This window comes from Agrobacterium sp. Ap1 (genome assembly GCF_017313375.1).
GTDB lineage: Bacteria > Pseudomonadota > Alphaproteobacteria > Rhizobiales > Rhizobiaceae > Neorhizobium > Neorhizobium cellulosilyticum.
The window spans coordinates 504,406-515,457 of sequence record NZ_JAFLMY010000004.1; the positions used below are offsets into that span (position 1 = coordinate 504,406).

The following is an 11,052-nucleotide window of genomic DNA, read 5'->3' on the forward strand; positions in this document are numbered from 1 at the left end:
GCATTCCAGAATACGCAGCCTGATCGAGTTAGGGCTCTGAAAACAACAATTTCCAACGTAAGGAACCGGCACATGGCCAACAAAGTCGCACTTGTCACCGGCGCTTCTTCCGGTATCGGGGAATCCACTGCCCTCAAGCTCAAGGAACTCGGCTACACGGTTTACGGCGCCGCGCGCCGTGTCGGTCACATGCAGCGTCTGACGCAGTCCGGTATCAAAATTCTGGCGATGGACGTGACTGATGACGCTTCCATGCAGGCCGGGATCGAAGCCATCATCGCCGAATTCGGTCGCATCGACGTCCTCGTCAACAATGCCGGCTATGGCTCCTATGGTGCCGTCGAGGACGTGCAAATGGAAGAGGCGCGCGCCCAGTTCAACGTCAACGTCTTTGGCGCGGTCCGGCTGATCCAATTGGCCCTACCGCACATGCGCGCCCAACGTTCGGGCACGATCGTCAACATCACGTCGATGGGCGGCAAGATCCATACCCCACTTGGTGCCTGGTATCACGGCACCAAATTCGCACTGGAGGCAATCAGCGACTGCCTTCGCATGGAAGTTCAGCCTTTCGGCATCGATGTCGTTGTAATCGAACCGGGCGGTATCAGGACCGAATGGGCCGGCATCGCCGCCGACAAGCTGCGCGAGACCTCGGGCCACGGTCCCTATGCGGTGCAGGCCAACGCCATGGCGGAATCCATGGTCGGTGAAGCCAGTGTCAAGCGCCAGTCACCGCCGCAGATCATCGCCGACACCATTGCCAGAGCCGTCACCGCAGCCAGGCCGAAGACCCGCTACGCAATCGGTTTCGGTGCGAAGCCGATGATCTTCATGCGCGGCATGCTGTCCGATCGGACCTTCGACGGCATGATGCGGATGGCGACTGGTATCTCGAAGGCGCTCAAGACCCAGAAGGCATAGAAGGAACTGACGATGGCGCAGGTCGATAAGTGCAAGATACCGCAGGCCTTCTGGCGGGCGACGGAGCAATTCGGAATCCGTCCCGCAGCCCTGCTGCGGCAGGCGCGCCTGCCGGCGACGCTACATCTTGGCGCGCAGGCCTTCGTCACCACGGCGCAGTATTTTGCGCTGATGCAGGCGATGGCTGATCTGGCCGGCGATGCAGCACTTGGCATCCGCATGGTTCAGACTGTCGATACGGCCGTCCATCCGCCGTCGAGCCTCGCCGCCTTCTACGCCCGAGACTATCGCGACGGCTTGACCCGGCTCGCGCGCTTCAAGCGTCTGTGCACGCCGGAGCACCTGCAGATCGTCGAGGCGAACGGAGATTGCACCATATCCGCCGAATGGCCGTTCGCCACTGGCGCGGAGCCTGCGATTTCGGTCGACATAACCTTCGCTACGCTGGTGGAGCTTGGAAGGCGCGCCACCGGGCGGCACATCTTGCCGCGCCGGCTGGAGCTTGCCCGACCGGGGCCCGCCGGCGCGACACATGCGGAGTATTTCGGCTGCCCTATCCGCACCAGCGCACCGCGCAATCTGCTGGTGCTCAATGCGGCCGACCTCGACAGACCGTTCCCGGGTCACAACCCCGAAATGCTGGAGATGTTGACGCCGGCCCTCAGCGCGGCGCTCGGCGAACTGCAAGCGCAAAGTTCGGTAAAGGAGCAGGTGAAGATCGTGCTGAAGCGCAGTCTCGCCAGCGGCCAGCCGGGCCTGTCCGACGTGGCGAAGCAACTCGGCATGAGCGACAGGACGCTTCAGCGGCGCATCACCGGGGAGGGCGCGACCTTCCGCGACCTCCTGTCCGATGCGCGCCGGGATCTGGGCCGTCATCTACTTGCCGATCCGGAGACCGACATCGACGAAGTCGCCTGCCTGCTCGGCTACCAGGACACGACCTCCTTCTACCGCGCCTTCCGCGAATGGGAGGGAATGTCGCCCAACCGCTGGCGTGAAATAAACATGAACAGGCTCGGCCCGGCCGGAACCGCCGGTCTCCATTGAGCCGACCTCCACTGAATCAAGAGTCGGGCGCTCGCTAGCGTGCCAAAGGAGTCTACAATATGCCTCAACGCGTTCTTCTCGCCGGCAGTACCGGCTTGGTCGGCGGCCTCGTGGCTGCACGGCTTGCCGGAGACGACAATATCGATCTCGTCAGCCTCATCCGGCGCGGGTCATCGGCACCGGGCCGGGCGATTGACTACGAAGACCTTTGCGAGACACCTGAACGGGTGTTGCGGCCGATCGCGGCCGAAGGCGTCGATGTCGCCATCTCCTGCCTCGGCACGACCATTCGCACGGCCGGATCGCAGCCGGCCATGTTCCGGGTCGACCATGATTACGTGCTCGCCGTGGCGAAAGGCGCAAAGGCGCTTGGTGCACGCAAGTTCATTCTTGTGACCTCGGCGGGCGCTGGTGGTCCCGGTTTCTATCTCCAGACAAAGGGCAAGATCGAGCAGGCGGTCATCGGTCTCGGCTTCGAGCAGGTTGACCTGATCCGCCCTGGTTTTCTCATCGGAAACCGCAACGAACGGCGCATGTGGGAGGCGATCGGCCAGAGCATCTTCGCGGCTCTCACGCCGGTTCTGCCCGGCCAGCTCTCCCGCTACGGAGCCATTCCCGCCGAGACCGTCGCGGATGCGATCGCTAAGCGTATCGCCGATGTGAATCCTGATGTCACCATCATCGACAATGACGGCCTCAGGCGTCTTTCCGGGTCTGGGCGTTGAAAGCTCTTTTGGGCTTCAGGCCCGTATCCATTGACGCGAATTTGCCCCGAAATCTGCCTCTAGACGGGAAAAGGTGGCAATCGGCGATAACCCGTTCGTAAAATCGCACGTTTTGATGAGAGTGGCGGATGGGGTGGGATTCGAACCCACGGTACGGTTCCCCGCACGACGGTTTTCAAGACCGTTGCCTTAAACCACTCGGCCACCCATCCAGACCGTTGCGCTTTATCGTCCATTGATCGCCCCGTCAACGGCAGCTGCGATGATAGGAGGGCGTCAAGGGCGACAATCATGCGTCCCGCGTTGGGGTTATAGCTTTGCTTGATTGTGATTCTTGTCACGGTCACATGTGGAGAAGTTAAAGCGAAGTATAAGTTCCGGCGTGTTGCGTATTGGAACAGCAATAAAACGAACTGAATTTACCAATCATTAACCATAACCGTCTGAATTTTAACCATTCCACAGATTTCGTTCGCATTTCTGCCACGAACCAAGCAAAACCTGTTCAGTATTAGGCCTGAGTGGTTTCACGAGGGTGGGGTTGTGGTTGCGAATGGTACGGGTTGCGAGGCTCTGCATCATATTCGCACAATGCGAAATAGGGACGGACGAGTTTTGAGTTTGAGTGGCGGCAAACTTTCCCTCTGGTCTAAATGGCTTGGGATCAGCGTAATGTGTGCGACGATGGCATCCTGTGCCTCGACCAAGATGGCTGAAGCCCCGAAGAAGAAGGGTCACGGCAAGGAATATTTTGCCGAGTCGGAATATGGCGTGAAGGCCAGCCCGCGCGTCGTTGCGGACGGCAGGCCTGTTCCGAAGGGCGGTGGCCGCTTCATGGTCGGACAGCCTTATGAGGTCAAGGGCAAGACCTACGTGCCCAAGGAAGACCCGAACTACAACAAGTCCGGCCTTGCTTCCTGGTATGGTTCGGCATTCCACGGTCGTCTAACCGCCAATGGCGAAGTGTATGACAGCTCGCACCTTTCCGCTGCGCATCCGACATTTCCTCTCCCGAGCTACGCCCGCGTAACCAATCTCGATACCGGTTCGTCCGTTGTCGTTCGCGTCAACGACCGCGGGCCATATCACCCGGGCCGCATCATCGACGTTTCGGACAAGACAGCAGAGATGATCGACATCAAGCAGACCGGTACCGGCCGCGTGAACGTGCAGTATATGGGCCGCGCCCGCATGGATGGCGAGGATATGCCGTTCCTGATGGCGTCCTATGTTCGCAAGGGCGATCGCCTGCCGTCGTTCAACCCCGGCGGCCAGATTGCGAGCGGGGTAATGGTTGCATCTAACCAGCCCCTTGGTGATCAGTTGCAGAGTTACGGCTCGTCCATGCCGGCGGCCGCCTATGCGGGACGCAGCCCAAGCGCATCGTCCGCCAAGCGCCCGGTCGCCGAAAAGTTCGAACAGCAGACTGCGCAGATCGCATCTGTCACGCGCGCCGCTCCCGTGCCTGTCGAGCGAAAGGCTGCTCCTGCCGCTCGTCCCGTCCAGCAGGAGCGCGTTGTTGCTTATGCGTCGGCGCCAAGCCAGCCAAAGCCCGCGCAACGCGTTCAGTCGGTGCAGCGTGTTCAGCAACCGGTTCAGGCTCGAACGACTGAGACCGCCTATGCAGCGGAACCGCAGCAAGGCAAGGTTACACGCGTGATGTTCGGCAACGTGCTGCTGGAGCCGCCAAAGCCCGGCCAGAAATATTGACGCCGACTATCGTCGACACACGAAACGATACTGACTTTTCATCACCCCGAAAGCCCGAAAGGTTTTTGGGGTGATTTTGTTTTCACGGATGCCATGTCGCTCTTAATTCACCATAAAAGACCTCTTGCTACTCTGAGCATGAATCGGATGGACTGCGGGGGAATGATGCGAAGTTTTCTGCTTCTGGTTTTTGTGCTGGCTGCGACCACATTGCAGGCGGCAGGGAACGTAATGGCGCAGGAAGCGCAGCCCGTTTTCGCGACAAAGGCGAAACAGGCGTATCTCATTGAGGCGGCGACGGGTACCGTGCTCTTGGCTGTCAACGAAAATCAGTCCTTTCCGGCAGCATCGCTTGCCAAGCTGATGACGATGGAAGTCGTTTTCGATGCATTGAAAAGCGGCGCGATTTCACCCGAGACGCTATATCCGGTCAGCGAATATGCCTGGCGCACAGGCGGTGCGCCTTCTGGTACGACAACAATGTTTGCCGCGTTGAAATCGCAGGTGCCGGTGGCCGACCTGATGCGCGGCGTGATCATCCAGAATGCCAATGACGCCTGTATCATTCTGGCGGAGGGTATTGCGCGCTCCGAAGGCGAATTTGCGGCCCGCATGACGGCAAAGGCCAAGGATATCGGTCTGGCGCGTTCCACATTCGGCAATGCCACAGGTTTGCCTTATGCTGAAAGTTGGACCACCGCGCGCGATCTGGTCGAGCTTTCGCGGCATCTCTATCGAAACTATCCGGAATATTACCCTCTTTATGCGCAGCCGGATTTCGCCTGGAACAAGATATTCCAGCGCAACAAGAACCCGCTTCTGTCGCTTAATATGGGGGTAGACGGTTTGGGGGCCGGTTTTGCCGAAGGGACAGGTTATGCACTAGCCGCGTCGGTCGCGAGAGATAATACGCGCCTCTTCCTCGCCCTCGGCGGCCTTGCCACGGAAAAGGAGCGGACAGATGAAGCCAGACGCATTCTGGAGTGGGGATTGTCCTCGTTCGAGACCCGGGTTGTTTTTAAGGCGGGAGAGGTGATCGGGCAGGCGAGCATATATGGAGGTGTCGAAAGCAAGGTCGACCTCGTCACGCGAGAACCTGTCGATATTTTCACGCCGAAGACCAACCCGGAAAGGCTGTCTGGACGGATCGTCTACAACTGGCCCCTGCGGGCGCCGGTCGCCCAGGGACGGGAGATCGCGACCTTGCGAATCTCGTCAGGCGACAGGGTGATCCGGGAAATCCCGCTTGAGGCTGCAGCTTCTGTGGAGGTCGGCGGTCTCAGGGCTCAGGCAAGCGATGCCCTGATGGAGCTACTGTTCTTCTGGCTTTGACGCCGCGTGAGCCGTGCCGAAAGTCGTTCCGAATTTCTGGCCGATGCGCTATATGCCCTTCAGACATAGACAGGTTCAAAGACAAGCGTGACAGATCGTTCGGGCATATTCATCACCTTCGAGGGCGGCGAGGGGGTCGGCAAGTCGACCCAGATCCGTCGGTTGGCCGATCGGCTTCGCCGTGCCGGTCACGATGTGCTGGTGACACGCGAACCGGGCGGATCTCCGGGCGCAGAGGCCGTTCGGCACGTTCTCCTCAGTGGAGCAGCCGAAACCTTCGGTGTGCGCATGGAGGCGATCCTGTTTGCCGCTGCCCGCAACGATCATGTCGAAGAGGTTATTCGCCCTGCGCTGGAAACGGGCGCAGTCGTGCTCTGCGATCGATTCGTCGATTCCTCACGAGTCTATCAGGGCGTCACCGGAAATCTCGAGCCAGGCTTCATCGAAGCCCTTCAGCGCATCGCCACAGACGGCGTCATGCCGGACCTCACCTTTATTCTCGATCTTCCGGCCGAGGCAGGTCTTGCCCGTGCACGCCGCCGCGGCGGCGGTGACGCGCCCGATCGTTTTGAGAAGGAAGAGGTCGATACACATGAAAAGCGGCGGCAGGCATATCTCGATATTGCGGCGGCCGAGCCACGACGCTGCCGGGTTATAAACGCAGGTCGGCCGGAAAACGAAATCGCCGAGGAGATTTTCACGCTGGTGGAAACGGCGACTGAGGCGTCAGTCGCGGAGCAGGTCTCGTGAGCGATACAGCCGCAAATGTTCTGGACGGAGCCATTCACCCGGCTGCAAATACGCAGCTATTCGGCCATTCGGGCGCGCAGGAGTTTCTGGCGCGTAGCTATCGTACCGGCAAGTCGCATCATGCGATCCTGATCGAGGGGCCGGAAGGGATCGGTAAAGCGACGCTTGCGTTCCGGTTCGCAAACTACGTGCTTTCCAATCCAGAGCCGGGGCTTGCCCCGGTGACAATTCCGGATCCCGATCCGTCCACGCCGATCAGCCGGCAGATCCTGTCGGGGGCTTCCCATAACCTGCTGCACCTGACGCGGCCTGTGGACGACAAGACCGGCAAGGTGAAGAGTGCAATCACCGTCGACGAGGTAAGGCGGGCAGGGCATTTTTTCTCGCAGACCTCGGGCACCGGTAACCGGCGCATCGTCATCATAGATCCCGCCGATGACCTGAACAGGAATGCGGCCAACGCGATCCTGAAGATTTTGGAAGAACCACCGCGCGGGGCCATGTTTCTGGTTCTGTCGCACGCGCCCGGCAAGCTTCTGCCGACGATCCGCTCTCGCTGCCAGACACTCAAGCTGTCACCGCTCGGCGACAGCGAGTTGCGCCAGTCTCTGACTGCGCTCGGACAATCGATCGACGGCGGCCAGACGGCCGAGTCGGTGCAGCGGTTGGCCAAGGGCAGCGTCTCGCGCGCACTGAAGCTGAAGAATTATGGCGGGCTCGATATCATCGCCGCATTCGACGAGATTGTCGCCGGAGAGGGACCTTCTGCACGCAAGGCCATGCATCGGCTGGCCGATGTCCTGTCGGGCAAGGACAGCGAAGTGATCTTCACCTTCTTCCTCGAGCACTTAAGCGAGTATCTCGTGGAACAGGCCCGCCGTGCTGCGCTGCAGGGGCAGTTGGCGATTGCCGACCGGCGGGCGAAGCTGGTCAGCGAGATCGTCGAGAAAATCACTGTGTCGACCGCCTATAATCTCGACAAGAAACAGACGCTTCTGTCGATCCTGGAAGCAGCAAAAGCGGCCTGACGATCGGCCGTTAACGGCTCCCATCAGGAAGTTTGGGTTTCGCATCAGGCAAACATGCGCTAAGAGCGGCATGACCCGCGCCGCTGTGCCGCGAAAAACCATTTTCCGAGTGTATCGATGTCCGACAAGACGCCTTTCTACATCACCACCGCGATTTCCTATCCGAACGGCAAGCCGCATATCGGCCATGCCTACGAACTGATCGCGACCGATGCCATGGCGCGCTTCCAGCGCCTTGACGGGAAAGACGTCTTCTTCCTGACCGGTACTGACGAACATGGCCAGAAGATGCAGCAGACCGCACGCAAGGAAGACATTTCGCCTGAAGATCTGGCGGAGCGCAATTCCAATGAATTCCGCGCCATGGGCAAGGTACTCAACGCCTCGAACGACGATTTCATCCGCACCACCGAGCTGCGCCATCATGAGGCGTGTCAGATCATGTGGAACCGGATGGCTGACAATGACGATATCTACAAGGACAGCTATGCCGGCTGGTATTCCGTTCGTGACGAGGCCTATTACGCCGAGGACGAGACGGAAGTTCGCGACGGCGTGCGTTACGGCGGGCAGGGGACGCCGGTCGAGTGGGTTGAGGAGTCGAGCTACTTCTTCAAGCTTTCGGCCTATCAGGATCGGCTGCTGAAGCTTTATGAGGAACAGCCTGACTTCATCGGCCCGGCTGAGCGTCGCAACGAAATCATCTCCTTCGTCAAATCCGGGCTGAAGGATCTTTCGATCTCGCGCACGACCTTCGACTGGGGCGTGAAGGTTCCCAACGATCCGGAACATGTCATGTATGTCTGGGTCGACGCATTGACCAATTACGTGACCGCAACCGGTCTTCTGACCGACGAGAACGGGCCACGGGCAAAATTCTGGCCGGCGGATGCGCATATCATCGGCAAGGATATCATCCGCTTCCACACGGTCTATTGGCCTGCCTTCCTGATGTCGGCCAAGCTGCCGCTGCCCAAGCGCGTTTACGCGCATGGCTTCGTGCTGGCCAAGGGCGGCGAGAAGATGTCGAAGTCGCTCGGCAACGTGCTCGATCCTTTCGAACTGATCGAACATTTCGGCCTCGACGCGATCCGCTATTACCTGATGCGCGAAATCTCGTTCGGCCAGGACGGTTTCTGCAGCGAAGAGGCGATCGGTATCCGTATCAATGCCGACCTTGCCAACGGTATCGGCAACCTTGCCAGCCGTTCGCTGTCGATGATCGTCAAGAATTGCGAAGGCCAGATCCCGACGCCGGGCGAACTGACCGAGGCCGACCGCGAGATGCTAGCTTCCGCCGACGCGCTGATTGCCACCTGCCGCGAGGAGATGGGCAAGCAGATGATCCACAAGGCGCTGGCGGCGATCATTGCAGTCGTCTCCGAAACGGATCGTTATTTCGCCGGGCAGCAGCCATGGTCGCTGAAGAAGACCGATCCGGAGCGGATGGGTACGGTTCTTTATGTCACGGCCGAGGTCGTGCGCCAGATTGCCATTCTACTGCAGCCGTTCATGCCGGAATCCTCGACCAAGCTGCTCAATCTGGTCGCCGCTTCTCCGGACGCACGGGATTTCGCAACACTCGGTGAGGCCGGGCGCCTGAAGCCGGGCACCGTGCTTGAAGCACCGACGCCGGTCTTCCCACGTTATGTCGCGCCCGAGGCAACGGCCTGAGAAAGAAAAGGACGGTCCGGCACATCAGCTGGACCGTTGCCCATATTGCAGTCAAGGTTTGAATAACGTGTCCATGCTGATCGATACCCATTGCCATCTGGATTTTGCCGAGTTCGATGAGGAGCGCGACCTGCTCATCGAGCGAGCGCATCACGCCGGCGTGAAACAGATGGTGACGATCTCCACGCGCGTAAAGAAACTTGAGACACTCCTGGCAATTGCTGAAAAATACCCGTCCGTTTTCTGCTCTGTGGGCACGCACCCGAACAATGCCGGCGAGGAACTGGATATCCAGGCGGAAGACCTGATCCGCCTTGCCAATTCACATGAGAAGATCGTGGCGATCGGCGAAGCCGGTCTCGACTATTTCTATGACACGCAGACGCCGGCGGACCAGAAGACCGGTCTTGCCCGGCATATCGAAGCGGCGCGTGTCACAAAACTTCCGCTGGTCATCCATAGCCGAAGTGCCGACGAGGACATGATCGAAATCCTGACCGCGGAAAGCGGGAAGGGGGCATTTCCCTTCATCCTGCATTGCTTCTCGGCCGGACCCGACCTCGCCCGTGCCGGTATTGAACTGGGTGGCTACGTATCCTTCTCCGGCATCCTGACCTTTCCGAAATCCCAGGATATCCGCGACATAGCAAAGACCGTGCCGCTGGACCGCCTTCTGGTGGAAACAGACGCGCCGTTCCTGGCACCGAAGCGCTGGCGCGGCAAACGTAACGAGCCATCCTATGTGGTCAATACGGCCGAGGTTCTGGCCGAGGTCCATGGCGTCAGCTACGACGAGATGGCGACGATCACGACGGAAAACGCGTTCCGCTGCTTCTCCAAGATGCCGAGGCTTTAAAGCGTGCCAGAGGTAGCAACCGGATACCGCAGACGCTTCACCATTCTGGGCTGTTCGTCATCTCCGGGTGTGCCGCGGCTGAATGGTGACTGGGGCGCTTGTGATCCCGAAAATCCCAAGAACAGGCGCACGCGCACGGCCTTTCTCATCGAGCAGATCGCTCCGGATGGCGGCCGTACGATCGTCGCGGTCGATACCGGGCCAGATTTTCGTGAGCAGATGATTGTGGCCAGGGTGCCGCGCATCGACGCCGTTCTCTACACGCATGCCCATGCCGACCATCTGCACGGCATCGATGACCTGCGTGGCTACGTTCTCTTGCAGAAGCACCGGATACCGATCTACGCCGATCCGCTGACGATGGAACGCATCCACCAAGGCTTCGGCTATTGCCTGGAAACGCCGCCCGGCGGAAATTATCCGCCGATCGTAACGCCGGTCCTGATCGACAATCTTAACGACGAGATCGTGGTCGACGGCGCCGGCGGACCGATCCGGTTCCATGCGCATATGCAGGCCCATGGCGACGTTCATTCGCTGGGTTTCAGGATCGGTGACGTCGCTTACTGCACGGATGTCAGCGACTTTCCGGCAGAAAGTATCGAGCGGCTTTCCGGGCTCGACATGCTGATCATCGACGCGCTGCAATATACGCGGCATCCGAGCCATCTGTCGGTGGAACAGGCTCTCGACTGGATCGCACGCCTTGGCGCAAAGCGCGCCATTCTCACGCATATGCATATTCTGCTCGACTATCAGACAGTGATGAACGAAACGCCGGATCATGTGGAGCCGGCATATGACGGATTGAGTTTCGAGATCGCTGTGCCGGGCAGCGAGTTGTAAGGACGTCTCAAGGGATCTACGCAAGTCTCTGCTAGTTCGGCCGTATTCGTTTGTTCCATAATCTATCTTATGCGATCTTTGTGTGTAGCCGCAAAGTTAGAATGTCCTAATTCAGCAAAGTTAGACTGTCACACTCCCCGCGTTTGATAACGCGGAGACA

Annotated in this window: 10 protein-coding genes and 1 tRNA gene; 10 read left to right on the forward strand and 1 reads right to left on the reverse strand. The window is 59.5% G+C overall.

Annotation, left to right across the window (positions count from 1 at the left end; translation table 11 throughout):
* Positions 1 to 72: 72 nt before the first annotated feature.
* The 3 genes from JZX87_RS11440 to JZX87_RS11450 are packed head-to-tail and all read left to right on the forward strand — an operon-like array spanning position 73 to position 2,696.
* Entirely contained in the window at positions 73 to 924 is an 852-nt protein-coding gene (locus tag JZX87_RS11440; protein WP_206825515.1) for an oxidoreductase, read from the forward strand.
* Between the two features lie 12 nt (positions 925 to 936).
* Entirely contained in the window at positions 937 to 1,971 is a 1,035-nt protein-coding gene (locus tag JZX87_RS11445) for an AraC family transcriptional regulator (protein WP_206825517.1), read from the forward strand.
* Between the two features lie 59 nt (positions 1,972 to 2,030).
* Positions 2,031 to 2,696, forward strand: coding sequence for an NAD-dependent epimerase/dehydratase family protein (locus JZX87_RS11450; protein ID WP_206825520.1), 666 nt, complete (start codon positions 2,031 to 2,033; stop codon positions 2,694 to 2,696).
* Positions 2,697 to 2,818: 122 nt separating this feature from the next.
* Here the strand turns inward: JZX87_RS11450 and JZX87_RS11455 are convergent.
* Positions 2,819 to 2,908, reverse strand: a tRNA-Ser gene (locus tag JZX87_RS11455).
* A gap of 379 nt (positions 2,909 to 3,287) precedes the next feature.
* On the opposite strand from JZX87_RS11455, the gene JZX87_RS11460 reads away from it, so the two are divergent.
* The 7 genes from JZX87_RS11460 to JZX87_RS11490 all read left to right on the forward strand — a co-directional run bounded on the left by JZX87_RS11460 (position 3,288) and on the right by JZX87_RS11490 (position 10,892).
* A complete protein-coding gene (locus JZX87_RS11460; RefSeq protein WP_206825521.1) occupies positions 3,288 to 4,406 on the forward strand; it encodes a septal ring lytic transglycosylase RlpA family protein in 1,119 nt (372 codons plus the stop codon).
* Between the two features lie 165 nt (positions 4,407 to 4,571).
* Positions 4,572 to 5,738, forward strand: a complete 1,167-nt coding sequence (locus JZX87_RS11465; RefSeq protein WP_206825522.1) for a D-alanyl-D-alanine carboxypeptidase family protein — start codon at positions 4,572 to 4,574, stop codon at positions 5,736 to 5,738.
* Between the two features lie 87 nt (positions 5,739 to 5,825).
* Entirely contained in the window at positions 5,826 to 6,488 is a 663-nt protein-coding gene (gene tmk, locus JZX87_RS11470; RefSeq protein WP_206825524.1) for a dTMP kinase, read from the forward strand.
* Positions 6,485 to 7,516: a DNA polymerase III subunit delta' gene (locus JZX87_RS11475; RefSeq protein ID WP_206825525.1), complete on the forward strand. Its 1,032-nt coding sequence runs from the start codon at positions 6,485 to 6,487 to the stop codon at positions 7,514 to 7,516. Before tmk ends, JZX87_RS11475 begins: the two co-directional genes overlap by 4 nt.
* Positions 7,517 to 7,633: 117 nt before the next feature.
* Positions 7,634 to 9,190, forward strand: a complete 1,557-nt coding sequence (gene metG / locus JZX87_RS11480) for a methionine--tRNA ligase (protein WP_206825527.1) — start codon at positions 7,634 to 7,636, stop codon at positions 9,188 to 9,190.
* Between the two features lie 73 nt (positions 9,191 to 9,263).
* On the forward strand, positions 9,264 to 10,046 hold the full coding sequence (locus tag JZX87_RS11485; protein WP_206825528.1) for a TatD family hydrolase: 783 nt from the start codon (positions 9,264 to 9,266) through the stop codon (positions 10,044 to 10,046).
* Positions 10,047 to 10,049: 3 nt separating this feature from the next.
* On the forward strand, positions 10,050 to 10,892 hold the full coding sequence (locus tag JZX87_RS11490) for an MBL fold metallo-hydrolase (protein WP_206825529.1): 843 nt from the start codon (positions 10,050 to 10,052) through the stop codon (positions 10,890 to 10,892).
* The last annotated feature ends 160 nt before the right edge of the window (positions 10,893 to 11,052 follow it).

Bases quoted from the DNA above. Each gene is read 5' to 3' on its own strand.
- JZX87_RS11440 (WP_206825515.1), top strand. From the start codon at position 73: ATGGCCAACAAAGTCGCACTTGTCACCGGCGCTTCTTCCGGTATCGGG.
- JZX87_RS11460 (WP_206825521.1), top strand. From the start codon at position 3,288: ATGCGAAATAGGGACGGACGAGTTTTGAGTTTGAGTGGCGGCAAACTT.
- JZX87_RS11465 (WP_206825522.1), top strand. From the start codon at position 4,572: ATGCGAAGTTTTCTGCTTCTGGTTTTTGTGCTGGCTGCGACCACATTG.
- JZX87_RS11445 (WP_206825517.1), top strand. From the start codon at position 937: ATGGCGCAGGTCGATAAGTGCAAGATACCGCAGGCCTTCTGGCGGGCG.
- JZX87_RS11450 (WP_206825520.1), top strand. From the start codon at position 2,031: ATGCCTCAACGCGTTCTTCTCGCCGGCAGTACCGGCTTGGTCGGCGGC.
- metG (WP_206825527.1), top strand. From the start codon at position 7,634: ATGTCCGACAAGACGCCTTTCTACATCACCACCGCGATTTCCTATCCG.
- JZX87_RS11485 (WP_206825528.1), top strand. From the start codon at position 9,264: ATGCTGATCGATACCCATTGCCATCTGGATTTTGCCGAGTTCGATGAG.